Origin of the sequence: Erwinia sp. Leaf53, from assembly GCF_001422605.1 — a bacterium.
Lineage (GTDB): Bacteria > Pseudomonadota > Gammaproteobacteria > Enterobacterales > Enterobacteriaceae > Erwinia.
In genome coordinates this window covers 78,712-98,447 of record NZ_LMLK01000025.1, presented here as the reverse complement: position 1 = coordinate 98,447, position 19,736 = coordinate 78,712, and the positions used below count along the sequence as shown (strand labels likewise).

15 protein-coding genes are annotated in these 19,736 nt (G+C 58.5%); 13 read left to right on the top strand and 2 right to left on the bottom strand.

All coding sequences use genetic code 11. The features are described 5' to 3' along the window. The first annotated feature begins 18 nt into the window (after positions 1-18). From ASF13_RS20230 to ASF13_RS20220, 3 genes are all read left to right on the top strand, one after another. Positions 19-2,256 carry a condensation domain-containing protein gene (locus ASF13_RS20230; protein WP_056240805.1) on the top strand — a complete coding sequence of 746 codons (2,238 nt, stop codon included), beginning with the start codon at positions 19-21 and terminating at the stop codon, positions 2,254-2,256. A gap of 690 nt (positions 2,257-2,946) precedes the next feature. Beyond that, the gene (locus ASF13_RS20225; RefSeq protein WP_056240802.1) at positions 2,947-6,147 is read left to right on the top strand and encodes an autotransporter outer membrane beta-barrel domain-containing protein; all 3,201 of its coding nucleotides are present in this window, start codon (positions 2,947-2,949) and stop codon (positions 6,145-6,147) included. Between the two features lie 82 nt (positions 6,148-6,229). Next, positions 6,230-6,574 (top strand): CaiF/GrlA family transcriptional regulator, encoded by a 345-nt coding sequence (locus tag ASF13_RS20220; protein WP_056240799.1) that lies wholly within the window; start codon positions 6,230-6,232, stop codon positions 6,572-6,574. A 60-nt stretch (positions 6,575-6,634) separates the two neighbouring features. On the opposite strand, the gene ASF13_RS20215 is transcribed toward ASF13_RS20220, so the two are convergent. Both ASF13_RS20215 and ASF13_RS20210 read right to left on the bottom strand, forming a co-directional pair. Continuing rightward, positions 6,635-7,258, bottom strand: coding sequence for a hypothetical protein (locus tag ASF13_RS20215; RefSeq protein ID WP_056240796.1), 624 nt, complete (start codon positions 7,256-7,258; stop codon positions 6,635-6,637). A 132-nt stretch (positions 7,259-7,390) separates the two neighbouring features. Next, entirely contained in the window at positions 7,391-7,996 is a 606-nt protein-coding gene (locus ASF13_RS20210) for an HD domain-containing protein (protein WP_056240792.1), read from the bottom strand. A 62-nt stretch (positions 7,997-8,058) separates the two neighbouring features. Here ASF13_RS20210 and ASF13_RS20205 point away from each other — a divergent pair, with 62 nt between their 5' ends. From ASF13_RS20205 to bcsQ, 10 genes are all read left to right on the top strand, one after another. After that, positions 8,059-8,517 carry a MarR family winged helix-turn-helix transcriptional regulator gene (locus ASF13_RS20205; RefSeq protein ID WP_056240788.1) on the top strand — a complete coding sequence of 153 codons (459 nt, stop codon included), beginning with the start codon at positions 8,059-8,061 and terminating at the stop codon, positions 8,515-8,517. A gap of 110 nt (positions 8,518-8,627) precedes the next feature. Beyond that, positions 8,628-9,056 (top strand): organic hydroperoxide resistance protein, encoded by a 429-nt coding sequence (locus ASF13_RS20200; RefSeq protein WP_056240785.1) that lies wholly within the window; start codon positions 8,628-8,630, stop codon positions 9,054-9,056. 466 nt (positions 9,057-9,522) lie between these two features. Next, positions 9,523-11,217, top strand: coding sequence for a kdo(2)-lipid A phosphoethanolamine 7''-transferase (gene eptB, locus ASF13_RS20195; RefSeq protein ID WP_056240782.1), 1,695 nt, complete (start codon positions 9,523-9,525; stop codon positions 11,215-11,217). A gap of 651 nt (positions 11,218-11,868) precedes the next feature. Further along, positions 11,869-13,479: a dipeptide ABC transporter periplasmic-binding protein DppA gene (gene dppA / locus ASF13_RS20190; RefSeq protein ID WP_056240779.1), complete on the top strand. Its 1,611-nt coding sequence runs from the start codon at positions 11,869-11,871 to the stop codon at positions 13,477-13,479. Positions 13,480-13,670: 191 nt separating this feature from the next. Beyond that, positions 13,671-14,690, top strand: a complete 1,020-nt coding sequence (gene dppB / locus ASF13_RS20185; protein WP_056240776.1) for a dipeptide ABC transporter permease DppB — start codon at positions 13,671-13,673, stop codon at positions 14,688-14,690. 8 nt (positions 14,691-14,698) lie between these two features. Further along, a complete protein-coding gene (dppC, locus tag ASF13_RS20180) occupies positions 14,699-15,601 on the top strand; it encodes a dipeptide ABC transporter permease DppC (protein WP_056240772.1) in 903 nt (300 codons plus the stop codon). An 8-nt stretch (positions 15,602-15,609) separates the two neighbouring features. Next, positions 15,610-16,596, top strand: a complete 987-nt coding sequence (dppD, locus tag ASF13_RS20175; protein ID WP_056240770.1) for a dipeptide ABC transporter ATP-binding protein — start codon at positions 15,610-15,612, stop codon at positions 16,594-16,596. After that, entirely contained in the window at positions 16,586-17,593 is a 1,008-nt protein-coding gene (gene dppF / locus ASF13_RS20170; protein ID WP_056240768.1) for a dipeptide ABC transporter ATP-binding subunit DppF, read from the top strand. Before dppD ends, dppF begins: the two co-directional genes overlap by 11 nt. 298 nt (positions 17,594-17,891) lie before the next feature. Beyond that, complete coding sequence (gene bcsO, locus ASF13_RS20165; protein ID WP_056240763.1) at positions 17,892-18,896, top strand: cellulose biosynthesis protein BcsO; 1,005 nt, start codon at positions 17,892-17,894, stop codon at positions 18,894-18,896. Continuing rightward, positions 18,887-19,684 carry a cellulose biosynthesis protein BcsQ gene (gene bcsQ, locus ASF13_RS20160; RefSeq protein ID WP_056240759.1) on the top strand — a complete coding sequence of 266 codons (798 nt, stop codon included), beginning with the start codon at positions 18,887-18,889 and terminating at the stop codon, positions 19,682-19,684. Before bcsO ends, bcsQ begins: the two co-directional genes overlap by 10 nt. Positions 19,685-19,736 lie beyond the last annotated feature (52 nt).

The following is a 19,736-nucleotide window of genomic DNA, read 5'->3' as shown; positions in this document are numbered from 1 at the left end:
CGCTAACAGGAGAACAACGTGAACGGCGATCTCATCCAACCAAGTGACTTTGAACAGCAGGAGTGGTTTATCCACCAGCAGCAGATCCCGCCGGTGCAGCATGCGCTGGCCTGGCAGCTGGATGCTGCGCTGGATCTCAACCAGCTGGAACGCGGGCTGGTGGCACTGGTTGCCGCCAACCCCTGCTTCAGCCTGCGCTACCGCTTTGACGATCGCAGCGGCCTGATTAAAACCACCGACGCCGCCGCGCTGCCGCCGGTGTCGCGTCATCCGGCCAGCAGCGTGCAGCAGGCGCTGGACGCCGTAACGCTGCAGCAGGCCAGCGCGTTCGATCTTCACCATACCTCGCCGGTGCGCTTTATGCTGTTCAGCCTGGCGTCCGGCGAAGCGATTCTGGCCGTGATTGCGCACCAGATCCTGGCGGAGCAGCTGTCGTGGGACGCGCTCAGCGCTGCGCTGTCGGCGGCGTATCAGCAGCAGCCCGCGCAGCTGAACGGTCCGGCGGCAGCGGGTTGCGACCTGGCGACCTCCGGTCAGCACGTTGCGCTGACGCTTGCAGGCGTCATCAGCCAGCCGCTGGCGCTGGCCGCCGTCGCTTCTCCGGCGGAAGCCCCGCCGGTAGCCGCTGATAACGCCGCCATCGTGACGGCAATCCTCACTGAATTCCGCGACGCGCTGGCGATGCCGCAGATGCGCGCCGAAGATGACTTCTTCGACCAGGGCGGCCACTCGCTGATTGCCACCCGGGTGATCGGCCGGCTGCTGAGCCTGCATCAGATTGAGGTGAGCATTAACGATCTGTTCAGCTACCCGACCGCGCAGGCGCTGGCTGCCCAGGCGAAACAGCACCAGCCTGCCGCCGCTGCGGCGGCCACGGCGGTAACGCCCTTTAATGAAAAGTCTGCCCCGCTGTCGCTGGCGCAGCAGTCGCTGTGGAAAATCTACGCGGCGATGGGCTATGGCGACATCTTCAACCTGCCGTTTGTGCTGCGTTTTGTGGATGAGGTCGATGAAGAGCTGCTGCATCAGGCGATGCACGATGTGCTGGTGCGTCACGCCGGGCTGCGCACGCTGTTTATGACCACCGGTGAGGGGGTGCGCCAGCGTATCGTACCGGCCGCTGAGCTGGGCAACTATCGCTGGTTCTGGCCTTCTGCCGCTGAACAGAAACCCGCCGCGACGCTGCTGAAACAGGAAGCTGCGCATCTCTTTGATCTGGCTCACGAGCTGCCGCTGCGCCTGCGCTTTACCCGTGACGCCGCCAGCGGCGAGCAGCTGCTGTCGCTGCTGTTCCACCATATGGTGCTGGACGAATGGTCGCTCAACCTGATGATGGACGATCTGCAGCAGGCCTACCAGGCACGTGCCGCTGACCGTCTGCCGCAGTGGCAGGAAGCGGCAATCCCGTTCCATGAGTTTGCCATCGGCCAGCATCAGTCGGGCCTTGGCCAGCAGCATCTGAACTACTGGCTGGAGACCCTGCGCGGCGTGCCGCTGGGTAAACCGATCTTCTCCGGCCAGGCGGCAGACAGCCAGATCATTGATACCACTACCGATCTCTCTGGCAGCAACCTGGAATTCACCCTGCCGTCGGAGGTGACCGCCGGCCTGTATGCGCTGAGCAAGCGCCACAGCGCCTCGCTGTTTAACGTGGTCTATGCCGGTATCGCCAGCACGCTGCACTTCCTCGGCGGACCGGCGGATATGGTCATCGGAACCTCGGCTTCCGGGCGTAACGACGCACGCTACTTTGACACGGTGGGCTACTTCACCACCGTGGTAGCGCACCGGCTGCGCTTTGACCGTGCGCCAACGCTGGCCGCGCTGGTAGCCCAGGTGAAAAGCACCATCAACGACTCAATGCCGCACACCGATGTGCCGATCGACATGGTGGAAGAGGCGCTGCTGGGTGAGGGCGCCCGCGAGGATGCGCATATGTTTGAGGCGTTTATCCAGATCCATTCGCGCATCAAGTTGAACGGTGCCTTCACGCTGCCGGACGGCCGGCAGATTGCCTGGCGCCAGGTGGACGGCGAGAAGAGTGAGTCGATCCTCGGCCTGCAGTTTGAGATCATGGAAGAGTGGGAGGCCGGTGAAAAATCGCTGCGTCTGATGATGACTTACCGCAGTGACCACTACACGGCGGCTCAGGCGGAGAAAATCACCGCCACCACCCAGGCACTGCTGGGGCTGTTCTCACGCCCTTCGGCCAGCGATCCGCTGCTGGCCAGCTTGCGCGCGGAGCTCGCGCTGTAAACTGACAACGTACGGGGCACCCGCCCCGTCCTTTTTTTCTGACCGGAGGCGCTGCCCGATCGCTTTTATCGCGCGGTGCTTTTGGCCCACTCTGCCTGCCTCTTTCTCTCTCCCCGTCGGCCTGACTGCTTGTGTACGTAAAAACCTGTTTATCTGATACTCACCTGCTGCCCCTGCTGTGCTCCTGTCCGTTAGCCTGCCCGGTTTTCGTCCCACCGCCTGCGCATTAAGCCAACCCGTTAAACGCTGCACTAATGTTATTACCGTAAGACAACCTGAAAAAAATAATGGATTTTAGTCCATATTTTAATGCGATATTTTATTTTAAATAAAACGCCATTATGTATTTTAAATCTCGCGACATTTTTAGTTTATAGAAATGCAAGTGGGAATGGGTAAAATTTGTTGTGACACACCCTGCAATAACCTACTGATTGATTTAGGTTGTCATGGCGATAATCTTTTTTTGTTTTACAGGGAATACCTGCAATCAACAAACTTCACTGCATTCAATTTTATTTAATTTAAGGGGTGGAGCCTGAGAAGAGTAAATTCGGCGTTAAGGTTTTTTTAATTGACAGAAATAATAATCCTTACTTCTGTAGTAAGCGCGTCTGAATATTTTCATAGAAAACGGCAGCCAGAGAAGGCGGGCTGTTGGTTTTTATTCGATAATAAGGAATGGCAGTGATGAACAAGAAAAAATTCAAATTGAATGCATTAACCGTATCGGTAATGGTTTGCTTTAGCGGTGCGGCGTTGGCAAAAGCCGTACCGGCGGCCCAGGACACGGTTAAGCTGAGTCAGAACGTGAAGGGTGAGTATAACGGTGGCGGTATGGTGGCGATTGGCGGGAGTTACCTGCCACCGAAGGGTAATTTAGCTGCGGGCGATGGTTGGTTGGCGATTAATACCGATACCGCCGGTTTCAAAACGCTGGTGGAAAGCAGCGGTTACACAGGTTACCTCGACCCGGCCAACCCGACTCTTGAAGGAGACGATAATTATCCTCTGAATGAAACTTATCAACGGGCCCTGCACGGTGAACGGCTTGTTCATGCGGTTGGTGCGGATAAAACATCTCAACCGGTCGGTATGGTTAACGGCCTGAAAATGGGTAATAAAGATACCCGTTACCAGAAGACCCAAACGGTGACTCTGTACCAGCGGGATGCCAGCGGCGTCATTCAATATCAGAAAGATGCTAAAGGTAATTTTGTCACAGATAAAAGCGGCCATAAAATCCCGCTGACGGTCAGTAAAACTCTGGTGCTGGATCAGGATCCCGATGTCTTTATCAACCCTGTTTCGCAGGGTGGTGGTCAGTTTGGTCTGCAGGATGCAAAAATTTACTCGCAGGTGAAAAGCATCAATCATCTTGTTGGAGCCGTGGCTGTAGAGGGTAATCTGCAGGAAAATACGATTAACGATCGTGCGCGGGATGTGCTGACGATTAAAAATAGCCTGATCGATAATACGCTGAATAGCGATGCGGAGCGGCTGGGTGCATCCGGCTCCGGTAAGGAAAATAACGGCCATAAATTTAGCGATGAGCACGACTACTCGAAATGTCCTTTTGCCACCGGGCTGAGCATTATTAGCAACAGCGTGGACTACGGTGTGGATAGCGCCGGCAAGGTTATTGCCGGGAAACAGGTACTGACTCATCAGGTCGCCACAGCGCCCAATATTATACTGGATAATACCCAGGTTATCGCACAGAACCTGGCTGCCGTTCGTAGTGATAACCACGACAGGGGGCCAGGCTATAAAAACGACGGCAGCTATCGATACGATGCCGACAAAAATTCCACCGCGGTCTTTATCAGCGGTTCCGGACTTTTTGCCTCGGTTAAAAATAACTCGGTGCTGACCGGTGGCGTGAATAATGCCGGCTATGCACTGAAAATTAACGGCCATGCTAACCGGGTAGACGTCAACAGCTCGACCCTGAACGGTGATGTGCAGGTGTTACACGACGGCTATCAGCCGGTGATCAACGTGACCGTGCAAAAGGATGCCAAAACGGGCGACTATACGGCTACCGGAGCCTCTGTGGCCGGTGCGTCGCCGCTGGACCGCACCCATAACGGTACCGCGCTGAATATCACCAATAACAGCGTGGTGAACGGCAATATCTATGCCGGCGGCGATACCGCTTACGCGGTGCAACTCACCGATGTGACCGATCCGAAGGCGGTGGTAATCCTTACTCCGCAGGAGGTCAGCGGCTCTCCGAGCGCGAACGGTATCTATAACAACGCGATCAACAGCATCAACCAGACGCTAATCACCAATAGCGGAAATGCCTGGACGCCAGTGAGCGTGGCACTGGATCACAGCACGCTGAATGGCAGCGTCAGCGGCATTACCCGCGTCGCTCAGCCGGATGGCAGCGCGGTGATCTCGATGAATCCCGATCTCAGCGTGAAAAATGGCGCGGTATGGAACGCGGCGGCAACCGGCAAGGGCGGCCTGGTGCAGAGCCACGTGCACGACCTGAACCTGTCCGGCTCGACGCTGAACCTGGTCAACCTGGATGAACGCACCGCCACGCTGGGCGATCGCGGACGTTATCAGGATCTGAGCAGCGCGCGTGTGACCGTGCACGGCAACCTGACCCAGGATAAAGACGCCAAAGGCCAGTATCAGGGTTCTGTCATCAATATCGGTAAAGCGGTGGTCGATCCGTTGATCAACCTTGGCGGTGACTATGTCTGGGGCTCGATGCAGGTGCGCGGTACGGCGCAGGGTAACTACCAGCTGCGCGTTGCCAGCTCGGGCGTTGAGCCACATGCGCTGAATGGCCTGGTGGCGAGCCCGGGTGAAACCAGCCCGCACAGCTTCGTCAACTACCTGGAGAAGGGCAGCGATGCCCACTTCACCGGCAGAACCGAACTGGGTGCCTGGCAGTATGCGGCAGCGGATGTCAGCAACGACACCGTGCACGGCGAACGTAACGTGTACTTTAAAAAAACCGGTGAGCTGTCGAACAGCGCGGCCACAGCGCTGAGCATGGCGGCGTCACAGGTTAACGTTGCCGAGCAGGAGAGCGATGCGCTGAACCAGCATTTCAACGCGTCACGCCACGCCAGGGATGAAGGTGGCGTGTGGGTCAGCTATTTCGGCGGCAAGTCTGATAATAAAACCAACGCCGGTGCCGCTTACGATGTGCGGACCAACGGTGTGATGGTCGGTGTCGATAACCTGTTTGACGCCAAAGGCGGCGGCAGCTGGCTGGGCGGCCTGGCATTCTCATCTGCCCGTTCAGACGTTAAGGTGATGAACAGCAGCGGCGATCTCGACAGCTACGGTGCGCAGTTCTACCTGTCACGTCGTTTTGAGAACGGTGTTTTTGTTGATACCGCGGCGCAGTTCACCCACTTCAGCAACAGTGGCGACGCCCACATGCTTGACGGCCAGCGTTCCCGTTCAGACTTCTCCACCAACGGCTACGGCCTGGGGATGAAGATCGGTTATGCCTGGCAGTACGAAGGCTTCTTTGCTGACCCGTACATCAAAGCAACCGGACGTACCTTTGACGGCATGCACTACACCATGAATAACGGCATGGTGGTGAAAGGGGACGACTATAAGTCACTGCAGGGCGAAATCGGTGCCGATGTGGGCTACACGTTTGAAATTCAGCAGGGCTACGTTAAACCCTATCTGCACCTGGCGGCGATCAACGAGTTTGCTGACAGCAATGAGATGAAAATCAACAACCATACCTTCAACAACAGCATTGATAACGCGGCCTTCCAGATTGGGACCGGGGCTGAAGTTAAGCTGATGCAAAACGTCGGCGGCTACGCCAGCTTCACCTATACCAAGGGCAATGATATTGAGCGCCCATGGCAGGCTAACGTTGGCGTCAATTACTCCTGGTAATGAAAACGCCCCCGCGCTCTTCAGACTGCGGGGGCCTTTCTATCCGCAGGGAGGGCGAGACACTTATCAGGGATGGAGAACGATGAATGATGCCGGTAAGACCCCTTCTGTTGCCAAACCTGGCAGAATCGCCAAAGTGGTGCAGCAACGTAACCATGAAGGTAGCCGTATTCCTGCCGAACTGGCCAGATATGCCGGCCAGCCCTTATATATGCTGATCGCCTTGTGGTGCTGGAAGCAGAAAAGGTGGGTGGATCATAAAACTATTTCATCCGTGTTTGAGATCACCGAGCGACGCGCGTCGTTTCAGGTTTCCTATCTGACGCAAAAAAGCGATCGCATTCAGCTGCAGGTGAGAAAGGTCAAATCTGAAGGGGCGCAACGGATCTCTCGGGAAATATGGGTACAACGTGTGAAATGGCGCTAGCATCGTCGGGTAACGTCACAGGCAGCCTGAACGCTGCCTGCTCCATCATCAGGCAACCGCTTAAGCCGGTTGCCTTTTTATTGTCAGGCACGGGCAGACGTAGATCAGCGTAGCAAACAGGCACAGGCTGTAGCCCAGCAGTTCGCTGCCCTCTTCGGCCATGTTTTTTACCGTGCGGTTGTAGCCGTCCAGCATCAGGGTCTGCCATAGCTCATGCATGCCGAAAAAGCGTGAAAACACCAGAATCGTCAGCATACCTGCCGACATCATGCCCCAGCCGGGAGCGCGCATAAAGTCAGCCAGCCCGGCGATCAGCAGACGCGGCTGGCGGCACGCCAGCAGCAGGCTGACCAGGGTCAGGGTCAGCGCAAACCAGAACCAGCTGCCGTGGTGCAGCAGATCGAACAGGAAATCCAGCTCGCGGATCAGCATACAGCCGAAGAAGCCGGCCACCAGCAGCAGCAGCGGGCGTTCGGCCGGCAGACGCCTGGCGCGGCGATAAAACAGCAGGGCGATGACCGCGAGGATCAGCTCCTGGGTGATTTCGGTAAATGAGGTTTCATGCAGCGCGTTGTGCATCCACACCACATCAATAAATACCAGCCCCATCATCGCGCTAAGAAAGGCGGCAAAGGCCAGAAAGGTGATGGTGGTGTTTCTGATAATTTTCAAATCGGTCGACATAATTTTCCCCGTTACGCTGGCAAAACGGGGGAGTGTAGGCAATTGAGCGCTCAATTCCTCGCATTCTATGCCCTGCAACCGGCAACCGCACAAAATGCGTGTTAAGGCGTTTTTATCGTCGCGTTTCGTCGCTTATTCGCCGATTTTGTGCGCAAGCTGGCGATATTTTTCGGCCTGACGGTCGAACCACGCCGGCGGCACGTTGTAGGGTGGCTGGCTGAGCCGGGCGATACCCTGCTCAACGATCTGCGATGCCTGGTTAAACAGCTGGCGATCGCCCTTGGTCAGCAGGGCAATTTGCAGACGCTTTTCCACCAGATAAATGCGCGCGAAGTGGGGATCGAAATCGATAATCGCGCGGGTATTGTCAATAATATCCGCCAGTTTGATGGTCTGTGCCGCCGGTGAAGCGTGCGCGGTGTGTTCAAAATGTGCGACTTTGCGCGCCGTGCGGTTCTGGCCGGGCCTGTCGCCGCTGTTGGTCAGCTCGGCGACCAGAGCGGCCACCCGCTCGCCAAAATGGCTGCTAAGATCGCCCCCGGTGCTGGTGGTATCCTCTACCGTGTCGTGCAGCCAGGCCGCGGCCAGCATCTGCTCATCATCGCTGACGCTGCGCACCAGCTCGACTACCGCCGCCGGATGAACGATATAGGGTTCATCGGTATATTTGCGCCGCTGCCCCGCATCCGCATGGGCTTTGCTGGCGTAGCGCCGCGCGCGTTCTTCCAGTGATTGCATGGTTTTCTCCCCTGAAATAAAATTGCTTGCAATTGTATAGTGCACTATTTATATTTTCTCTCATGACTACAGATAAAGATGACAAACAACCGGCAGATGCGCCACTGTTGCTCGACCAGCAGCTGTGCTTCGCGCTCTATTCGGCCAACCTGGCGCTGCACAAGCTGTACCGGCAACTGCTGGCTCCGCTGGAGATCACCTATCCGCAGTACCTGGTGATGATGGTGCTGTGGCAGCAGGATGACGTAACGGTTTCGCAGATTGGCAAGCGTCTTTTTCTCGATTCTGCCACGCTGACCCCGCTGTTAAAACGACTGGAAAGCGCCGGCCTGCTGCTGCGGCAGCGTTCGCGTCAGGATGAACGTCAGGTGGCGGTGACGCTGACCGACGCCGGGCGCGGCCTGCGGGATAAGGCATTATCGATTCCGGATTCGGTACGCTGCGCGTCAGCCTGCGATCTGGAACAGCTGCAGTCGCTGAAGGGCCAGCTGGAATCGCTGCGCGATAATCTGCAGGGTTAATGAGGCAGGGGGGGATCCCGCTGCCTGCATCAGAGACAGGTTTTGTTATTTATGTAGTGCGCGATTTAATCGCAAAATATATTCCTGATTCACTTACAGAGGGCTATACCATGTCATTAGAAAAAGTCGTTTACCGTGCAAAAGCGAAAGCCACCGGCGGCCGTGATGGCCGTGCCACCTCGTCCGACGGCGTACTGGACGTCAAACTGGGCGTGCCGAAAGAGATGGGCGGTCTGGGCGGCGAAGTGACCAACCCGGAGCAGCTGTTTGCCGCCGGTTACTCGGCCTGCTTCCTGGGCGCGATGAAGTTTGTCGCCGGTCGCGACAAGATTGCCATGCCTAAAGAGGCATTTATCGAAGGTCAGGTCGGCATTGGTCCGATCCCTACCGGCTTTGGCATTGAGGCGCAGCTGGATATCCACCTGCCGGGAATGGATGAGGCCGAGGCTCAGCGTCTGGTTGATGCAGCGCATATCGTCTGCCCGTACTCCAACGCCACCCGCGGCAATATCGACGTCACGCTGAACATCCTGCGCTGACACCGCGAACGCCCGCCCCAGCCCCGGCGGCGGGCCGCCGGCTCATCCTGCCCTGAGGATACCGGCGTACCCGCCAGCGCTGCCGGGTTGCCTTCAGCAAAGGCTGCGGATTCAGCGTACCCGCCTTTGCCGCCGCGACTGGCCCGTTCACCGACCCCGGGCGGGCTGTCCCCCGTCCGGGGCGGATTACCGCTGGCGTGACCATGAACGGAAAATATCGTCTTTTTTGCGAAATCCTGACTTTTTAAAATGTTTTTACAGCCTTTGACAGACTAATTTCCGCCGCTGTGCTTAACTGGCGCCCTGCTTTCAGGAAACACCCCCACTTTCGTCATCAGAACACTCTGGTAATCGACGGCCTTGCGGATAATCGGCTCTCCGGTCGAACTCTGAAGCGGCATCAGGGTCTGACTAGCGTTTAGATCGTGTTTGGGTTTTGTTCAGATTACGCCAGGATTATGCTCGCATGAATTTTATAAAGTCTCTTAGCCAGCAGAAGGTCTGTCTGCTGCTGGCCTTCTATATTGGTATTTTGCTCAACCTGCCGGTTTTTTACCGTCGTTTTGAACCCTATCTTGCTGAATTTAAAGCCATGCAGTGGCTGTCGGCGCTGGCCGAAGTGCTGGCGGCAACCCTGCTGACCTTCGTGCTGCTGCGCGTGCTGTCGCTGGGCGGGCGCTGGTTCTACCGGCTGACCGCCAGCGTACTGGTGCTGGTCTCGGTCTCGGCCAGCTACTACATCGCCAACTTTAACGTGGTGATCGGCTACGGCATCGTCGCCTCGGTGATGACCACCGACGTCGATCTGTCGAAAGAGGTGATCGGTCTGCACTTCGTGCTGTGGATGGTGCTGGGCAGCGTGCTGCCGCTGCTGCTGCTGTGGCTCAACCCGCAGCAGATGACGCTGCTGGCACAGCTGAAAACCCGCGGTCAGCGGCTGAAACCGCTGCTGACCCTGCTGCTGGCGGTGGCGCTGGTCTGGCTGCCGATCCGCTACTTTGACCGCACACAAAGCGCCAACGAGAAGCTGACCAACGTCGACCTGCCCAGCTACGGCGGGGTGGTGGCGCACTCTTACCTGCCGTCTAACTGGCTGTCGGCGCTCGGGCTGTTCGCTTACACCACCTATGACGAGAAGATGCACGGCGAGTCGCTGTTCGACCCGGCGAAAAACTTTACCTATCAGGCCCCGGCCGGGATTGATGATACCTACGTGGTGTTTGTGATCGGTGAAACCACCCGCTGGGACCATATGGGCCTGCTGGGCTACGACCGTGATACCACGCCGAAGATGGCGCGGGAGAAAAACCTGGTGGCGTTCCGCGGCGAGTCCTGCGACACCGCCACCAAGCTGTCGCTGCGCTGCATGTTTGTGCGCGAAGGCGGCACCATGGATAACCCGGGCCGCACGCTGAAGGAGCAGAACGTGTTTGCGGTGCTGAAAGAGCTGGGCTTCAGCTCGGAGCTGTTCGCCATGCAGAGCGAGGTGTGGTTCTACAACAACACCGACGCCGACAGCTATTCGTTCCGCGAACAGATTGGTTCCGAAAAGCGCAACCAGGGTAAATCGGTCGACGATATGCTGCTGGTGCCGGAGCTGAAGGCCTCGGTCGACCGGCACCCGCAGGGTAAACACCTGGTGGTGCTGCACACCAAAGGCTCGCACTACCTCTACTCCCAGCGCTATCCGCGTGAGTTCGCCCGCTACCAGCCTGAGTGCATGGGCGTGGACGATACCTGCAGCAAAGCGATGCTGATTAACGCCTTCGATAACTCGGTGCTATATACCGACTCGGTGCTCGACAGCGTGTTTGACCAGCTGCGCGATAAGAAAGCCATCGTGTTCTACGCCGCCGACCACGGTGAGTCAATCAGTGAGAATATGCACCTGCACGGCACGCCGCGGCAGATGGCGCCGCCGGAGCAGTTCCGCGTGCCGATGATCGTCTGGGCCTCCGACAGCTGGCTGGCCGAGCCGACGAACCAGCAGGCGTTCGATCGCCTGCGGGCGCAGCAGCGCGCCGGGGCCACGCACCGCCACGTCGAGCTGTATGACACCATTCTGGGTTGCCTGGGTTACACCTCGCCGAACGGCGGCATTAATCCGGCCAACAACTGGTGTGCCGATCCGCAGGCGAAAGCCGCCCCCGCGAAGCCCTGATCTCCGTATGACCCCGGCCCTGACGGGCCGGGTCCTTCCCTGGTAAGCCGCGATCCCCTGCGATCGGTCATCACCGTAGATTATGCTGCATGCCGGTATCTCCTTTGCCCTGCTTCCCCGCGCGTGGCGCACTGATTTACCGCGTAAAAGCGGCAACCCGCCAGTAATCAGTCACTTATTTCGCATCGCGTATTACTCTGCTCAATGTTGCGTTGTATATATGAAAATACAGCGACTGTTGCAGCATTTTTATCTATAAGTTAGCCATATGGACAACTTTATCGCGCCATAACGCACCACATAGAGATTAATTTTGGCGTTTTTTCGCAATGAAACTGACTGGTTTGTCGCTAAATATCCAGCATGAAATAGCGTTTATTTTAATATTTTAAAACGGTAACGCTAAAAATGTGCTCGAATTGTTTTTTTTATCGTTGCTTGCAGTGACTCACACTCTGCGTAAATACCCTTCGTTTGTATTGACGTTACCTGCAACAGTTGCCAAATTGGAGCCTCACTACAAAAGGTAAGGGAATGTAATTCCGACTAATCCTGGTGACGCCGCAAGGCACCACGCACAGATCACTCAAAAAAAACGATCGGCGTACAGCAAACAACAACACAACATCACATGACTACTGGAGCACACGAATGACCCACTCCGCCAAAAAATCCGCCATGCTAAAGGTCGGCCTTAGCGCCATTGCGCTGCTGATCACCGCTGGCGTGCAGGCCAAAACGCTGGTGTACTGTTCTGAAGGTTCGCCGGAGGGTTTTAACCCGCAGCTGTTTACCTCGGGCACCACCTATGACGCCAGCTCGGTGCCGATCTATAACCGCCTGCTGGAGTTCAAGACCGGCACCACCGAACTGGTTCCGGGCCTGGCGGAGAAATGGGACGTCAGTGAAGACGGTAAAACCTACACCTTCCACCTGCGTAAAGGCGTGAAGTGGCAGACCACCAAAGATTTTAAGCCAACCCGCGAGTTTAACGCCGATGACGTGGTGTTCTCGTTTGAGCGCCAGCTGGATAAAAACAACAAGTATCACAACGTCTCCGGCGGCAGCTACGAGTACTTCGAAGGCATGGATATGCCGAAGCTGATCAGCAAAATTGAGAAGGTGGACGATCACACCGTTCGCTTTGTTCTGACCCGCCCGGAAGCGCCGTTCCTCGCCGATCTGGGCATGGACTTCGCTTCAATCCTCTCCGCCGAATATGCCGACAACATGCTGAAAGCCGGCACCCAGGACAAACTTGACCTGAACCCGGTCGGTACCGGCCCGTTCCAGCTGCTGCAGTACCAGAAAGACTCCCGCATTCTGTATAAGGCCAACCCGGACTACTGGGGCAGCAAGCCGAAGATTGACCGCCTGGTGTTCTCGATCACCCCGGACGCCTCGGTGCGCTATGCCAAAATGCAGAAGGGCGAGTGCCAGGTGATGCCGTACCCGAACCCGGCCGATATCGCGCGCATGAAGGAAGATAAAAACATCAACCTGATGCAGATGCCGGGCCTGAACGTCGGTTACGTCTCGTTCAACACCGAGAAGAAGCCGCTGGACGAGGTCAAGGTGCGCCAGGCGCTGACGCTGGCCGTTAACAAGCAGGCGATCATCGACGCGGTTTACCAGGGCGCGGGCCAGGCAGCGAAAAACCTGATCCCACCGACCATGTGGGGCTACAACGACAGCGTTAAGGACTACAGCTACGACGTCGAAAAAGCCAAAGCGCTGCTGAAAGAAGCGGGCAAGGCGGACGGTTTCGCCATCGACCTGTGGGCGATGCCGGTGCAGCGTCCGTATAACCCGAACGCGCGCCGCATGGCCGAGATGATCCAGAGCGACTGGGCGAAAATCGGCGTGAAGGCCAAAATCGTCACCTATGAGTGGGGCGAGTACCTGAAACGCGCCAAAGCCGGTGAGCACCAGACGGTAATGATGGGCTGGACCGGCGACAACGGGGACCCGGACAACTTCTTCGCGACCCTGTTCAGCTGCGCCGCGGCAAAAGACGGCTCCAACTATTCACGCTGGTGCTACAAACCGTTTGAAGACCTGATCCAGCCGGCGCGTGCCGAAGCCGATCACAACAAGCGCATTGAGTACTACAAGCAGGCGCAGGTGGTGATGCACGACCAGGCGCCGGCGCTGATCGTTGCCCACTCCACCGTCTATGAGCCGGTCAGCAAAAAAGTGTCTGGCTACGTAGTCGATCCACTGGGCAAACACCACTTCGATAACGTGGACATCCAGGAGTAATGCTCAGGGCCGGTGAGAACCGGTCCTGAGGACTTTCTGCCGGGGCCGCCGCGTGGCCCCTTTGCCCGGAAGCAAAACCAGGTCGTCAAGGCGCAGTCCGCTGCGTCGCGGAGGCGTTCACGCCGCCGCAGGATGTGAGCAATAATAATCCCGTTGGCTACGGTCGGCGGGAACACAAGAGAATCCGGATTATGCTGCAGTTCATACTCCGACGTCTGGGACTTGTCATCCCAACGTTTATTGGTATCACCCTGTTAACCTTTGCGTTTGTCCACATGATCCCCGGTGACCCGGTGATGATTATGGTCGGCGAACGCGGGATCTCCCCTGAACGTCACGCCGAACTGATGGCCCAGCTGGGGCTGGATAAGCCGCTGTGGCAGCAGTACATCACCTATATCAACGGCGTGCTGCACGGCGATTTAGGCCTGTCGCTGAAAAGCCGCGTGCCGGTGTGGGACGAGTTCGTACCGCGCTTTAAGGCCACGCTGGAGCTGGGCGTCTGCGCGATGCTGTTTGCTATCGCCGTCGGTATCCCGGTAGGCGTGCTGGCGGCGGTCAAACGCGGTTCCATTTTCGATCACACCGCCGTCGGCATCTCGCTGACCGGCTATTCGATGCCGATCTTCTGGTGGGGCATGATGCTGATCATGCTGGTCTCGGTGCAGCTGAACCTGACGCCGGTCTCCGGCCGCATCGGCGATACCGTGTTTCTTGATGACAGCCAGCCGCTGACCGGCTTTATGCTGATCGATACCCTGATCTGGGGCGAGCCGGGCGACTTCGAAGACGCGGTGATGCATATGATCCTGCCCGCCATCGTGCTCGGCACCATCCCGCTGGCGGTGATCGTGCGTATGACCCGCTCTTCGATGCTGGAAGTGCTCAGCGAAGACTACATCCGCACCGCGCGCGCCAAAGGGCTGACGCCGCTGCGGGTGATCGTGGTGCACGGGCTGCGTAACGCCATGCTGCCGGTGGTCACGGTGATTGGTCTGCAGGTGGGTACGCTGCTGGCCGGGGCGATCCTCACCGAAACCATCTTCTCGTGGCCGGGCCTTGGCCGCTGGCTGATCGACGCGCTGCAACGCCGCGACTATCCGGTGGTGCAGGGCGGCGTGCTGATGGTGGCCACGCTGATTATCCTCGTCAACCTGCTGGTTGACCTGCTTTACGGCGTGGTTAACCCGCGCATTCGCCACAGAAAATAGGGGGCCATATGTCTGTGATCAATTCGGGCAGCGCCGCTGCTGCCCCCAAGCCGATGACCCCGTTACAGGAATTCTGGCACTACTTTAAGCGTAATAAAGGCGCGGTGATCGGCCTGGTGTACGTGGTTCTGATGATGTTAATCGCCATTTTTGCCAACGTGCTGGCACCGCACGCGCCGTCCGAGCAGTTCCGCCAGGCGCTGCTGCAGCCGCCGGTGTGGCATGAAAACGGCAGCTGGCAGTTCCTGCTGGGCACCGATGACGTCGGCCGTGACGTGCTGTCGCGCCTGATGTACGGCGCGCGGCTGTCGCTGCTGGTCGGCTGCCTGGTGGTGGTGCTGTCGCTGGTGATGGGCGTGGTGTTTGGCCTGCTGGCTGGCTACGTCGGCGGGGCGGTTGACGCGGCGATTATGCGTTTAGTCGACATCATGCTGGCGCTGCCGAGCCTGCTGCTGGCGCTGGTGCTGGTGGCGATTTTCGGCCCGTCGATCGTTAACGCCTCGCTGGCGCTGACCTTTGTCGCCCTGCCGCACTACATCCGCCTGACCCGCGCCGCGGTGCTGGTGGAGACCACCCGCGACTACGTCACCGCCTCGCGCGTGGCCGGGGCCGGGCCGCTGCGGCAGATGTTTATCAATATCTTACCTAACTGCCTGGCACCGCTGATCGTGCAGGCGTCATTGGGCTTCTCCAACGCGATCCTCGATATGGCCGCGCTGGGTTTCCTGGGAATGGGCGCACAGCCGCCGACGCCGGAGTGGGGCACCATGCTCTCCGACGTATTGCAGTACGCGCAGAGCGCCTGGTGGGTGGTAACCTTCCCTGGCGTGGCGATACTGCTGACGGTACTGGCGTTTAACCTGATGGGCGACGGATTACGCGACGCTCTCGACCCGAAACTCAAACAGTAGGCAGCGCGATGGCACTCTTAACAGTAAACCAACTTTCGGTGCACTTCGGTGACGAAAAGGCACCCTTCCGCGCCGTCGACCGCATCAGCTATCAGGTTGAGCAGGGGCAGGTGGTCGGCATCGTCGGCGAGTCCGGCTCCGGTAAATCGGTCAGCTCGCTGGCGATCATGGGCCTGATTGACTATCCCGGCCGGGTGATGGCCGAGCAGCTGGTGTTTAACCAGCGCGATCTGCAGCGCATCTCCGAAAAAGAGCGCCGCCAGCTGGTCGGCTCGGAAGTGGCGATGATTTTCCAGGACCCGATGACCAGCCTCAACCCCTGTTACACCGTCGGCTTCCAGATTATGGAAGCGATCAAGGTGCACCAGGGCGGCAACCGCCGCACCCGGCGTCAGCGGGCGATTGACCTGCTGACCCAGGTGGGCATTCCCGATCCGGCCTCGCGGCTGGACGTTTACCCGCACCAGCTCTCCGGCGGCATGAGCCAGCGCGTGATGATCGCCATGGCCATCGCCTGCCGGCCGAAGCTGCTGATTGCCGATGAGCCGACCACCGCGCTCGACGTGACCATCCAGGCGCAGATCATCGAGCTGCTGCTGGATCTGCAGCGTCAGGAGAATATGGCGCTGATCCTGATCACCCACGATCTGGCGCTGGTGGCCGAGGCCGCGCAGCACATCATCGTGATGTACGCCGGGCAGGTGGTGGAAACCGGGCCGGCGGCGCAGCTGTTTAAGGCACCGCGCCATCCGTACACCCAGGCGCTGCTGCGCGCGCTGCCGGAGTTCTCCAGCGACAAAGCGCGGCTGGCGTCCCTGCCGGGCGTGGTGCCGGGCAAATATGACCGCCCCGACGGCTGCCTGCTTAACCCGCGCTGCCCGTACGCCACCCAACGCTGTCGTACCGAAGAGCCGGCCATGCATGAGCTGGCCGGACGTTATGCGAAATGCCATTTCCCACTGGATGATGCCGGGAGACCCGTCTATGAAGCCTGAAAATCTCAACCCGGCGCTGCTGATGCAGGCGATCGACCTGAAAAAACACTACCCGGTGAAAAAGGGCCTCTTCGGCCAGGAGCGGCTGGTCAAGGCGCTGGACGGCGTCTCGTTTAACCTGGAACGCGGCAAAACGCTGGCGGTGGTCGGCGAGTCCGGCTGCGGCAAGTCGACGCTGGGCCGCCTGCTGACCATGATTGAAACGCCCACCGAGGGCCAGCTCTATTACCAGGGCCAGGATCTGCTGCAGCCCGACCCTAAGGCACAGCAGCTGCGCCGACAGAAAATTCAGATCGTCTTTCAGAACCCTTATGGTTCACTGAACCCGCGTAAGAAAGTCAGCCAGATTCTGGAAGAGCCGCTGATGATTAATACCTCGCTGAGCCGGGCGGAACGCCGCGAGAAAACGCTGGAGATGATGGCCAAAGTCGGGCTGAAAACCGAACACTATGACCGCTATCCGCATATGTTCTCCGGCGGCCAGCGGCAGCGTATCGCCATTGCCCGCGGGCTGATGCTGGACCCGGACGTGCTGATCGCCGATGAGCCGGTGTCGGCGCTCGACGTGTCGGTGCGTGCCCAGGTGCTGAACCTGATGATGGATTTGCAGCAGGAGCTGGGGCTCTCATACGTGTTTATCTCCCACGATCTGTCGGTGGTCGAACACATTGCTGATGAAGTGATGGTGATGTATCTCGGCCGCTGCGTGGAGCAGGGCAGTAAGGAGGCGATTTTCGCCAACCCGCGCCATCCCTATACCCAGGCGCTGCTCTCCGCCACCCCGCGCCTCAACCCGGACGATCGGCGTGAGCGTATTAAGCTGACCGGCGAGCTGCCCAGCCCGCTGAATCCGCCGCCGGGCTGTGCGTTTAACGCCCGCTGCCGCCGGCGGATGAGCAGCTGCACCCAGCTACAGCCACAGCTGAAACGTTTTGGTGAACAGCAGGTGGCCTGTTTTGCCGTTGAGCAGGATGAGGCAACGCTGCCGACGCCGTAAGGTTCGGCTAAGGGGACAGGGAGGTCGCCTTAGCTGAAATTTTCATTAACGCTAGCGGAATAACGGTAATGTGAAAATTAACCGTAAGATATTTCGAAAGCCTAAGATTCCCCTCACGTAATTAATAAACTCCAACCGATAATTACACAGATGATAAATAACATCTGCAATGAATAATTTCACTTAGTGTCGTTCATTTCATTGACAAAAATAATGTGAATATGCCATCAGAACTCTCTTAACTCTTTATTAGAGTGTGTTATATTGCGAAAAATCCACAACCTGCGCGATCATTCTCATGAAAAGCTATGATGACTTGCAGCGTTTTAAAGAAAAAACGCAAACGGACCATATTGAGTTCAAAGACATGTCGGAGCAGTCGCTTAATTCAGATACCACTAACTGGGCGATAATCAAACAGTTACTGAATGATGACGCAGGTTCGGTGCTGGAAAAAAGCCAGCGTATCGACGTGGCGGCACCGCAGCCGATCGATCCTTCGTCGTTTGCGCCCCCGGCTGCGCCGGTGGCCGCCGCGCCCGCTAAACCGGCGGTGCAGTCCTTTGCCACCACCACGGCGGCCAGCGGCAGTTCACTGCTCGACAGCATCTCTTCATCGCTGAAATCGGCCACCGCCGCGGCCGCTGCACCGGTTACTGCGCCACCCGCAATGGCCTCCGCCGCGCATGCCCAGCACCCGGGTTTAACCCCGGCGGAAACGGCGGCGGAGTCGGCGGCCCTGCGCCCGGCGCCGGTGGCACAAATCACCTCGGCGGCGGGCAGTTCGCTGTTTGAACAGCTGGCGGCACAGACGCCGCCGCGCGCCGCCGCATCGGTGACGCCGCTGCAGGCGGCTGTGGCGGTTGCCGCGCCTGCTCAGGCCCCGGCCACGACGTTGGGCGCATCGGCCGCCGCGCCGGTTGAGCCGCACAGTGCACCACTACAGCAGCAGAGCACGCCGCTTATCGCACAGTTACAGCAGCAGAGCACGCCGCAGTCTGTGCCATCGCAGCAGCCTGTGGCACCGCTCAGCAGCGTCTCTGCCAGCGTGCCACCCTCGCCGCACGGGCTGTTCCCGCCGGCCGCCGCCCAGCCGGCAGCGGCTCCGGCAACGGGCTGGGTGCAGAGCACCGCCGATGCGCGGGAAGCGGCCACCCCTCCGGCGTGGAACGTCCCGCCGCAGAGCGGTAGCGCGGATATCCACTATAAGCAGTTATTTGGTTCCGCCGGTGCCGCTGCCCGCGCGGTATCCAAAGAGAGTTTATTACAACCCCTGTTGGAGAAAATTGCCTCATGCCGTTAGTCTGCGTCTGTTCCCCTAAAGGCGGTGTGGGTAAAACCACTATGGCAGCCAACCTTGCCCATGCGCTGGCGCGCGGGGGCAGCAAAGTGCTGGCAATTGATTTCGACGTGCAGAACGCGCTGCGCCTGCACTTTGGCGTGCCGCTGTCCGACGGGCGGGGCTATGTGGCGAAGTCGTCAGAGGCCTCTGACTGGAGTCAGTCAATCCTGACCACCGGCGGCAATATCTTCGTACTGCCGTACGGCGACGTCAGCGAAGATCAGCGAATGGAGTTTGAAAATAATCTCTCCCACGATCCCAACTTCCTCGTGCGTGGGCTGAATACCGTCCTTAACTACCCGGGGCTGGTGATCATCGCCGATTTTCCTCCGGGCCCGGGTCCGGCGCTTAAAGCCATGGCGGCGCTGGCCGATATGCATCTGGTGGTGATGCTGGCGGATACCGCCTCGCTGTCGCTGCTGCCGCAGGTTGAGAACGAAAAAATGATCGGCGGTGCGCTGAACCACCGTGGCGGCCACTATTTCGTGCTCAACCAGAGCGACAGCCGCCGCCATATCAGCCGCGACGTCACGGCATTTATGCAGCAGCGGCTGGGCGACAAGCTGGTCGGGGTGGTCAACCGCGATGAGAGCGTGGCCGAAGCTAACGCCTCCCAGCAGTCGATTTTTGATTTCAGCCCGGTTTCTGCGGCGGCCTTTGATATTGAACTGATCGCCAAACGCCTCTCCGCCCTGCTGGATATCAAAGTCGGCGATGGCGAAATGAGTGCACCGCTGAAATCACGTTAACCATCAGCACTGATGCCGGGCAGGGATGCCTGAATACGCGTGGTGTCGCCAC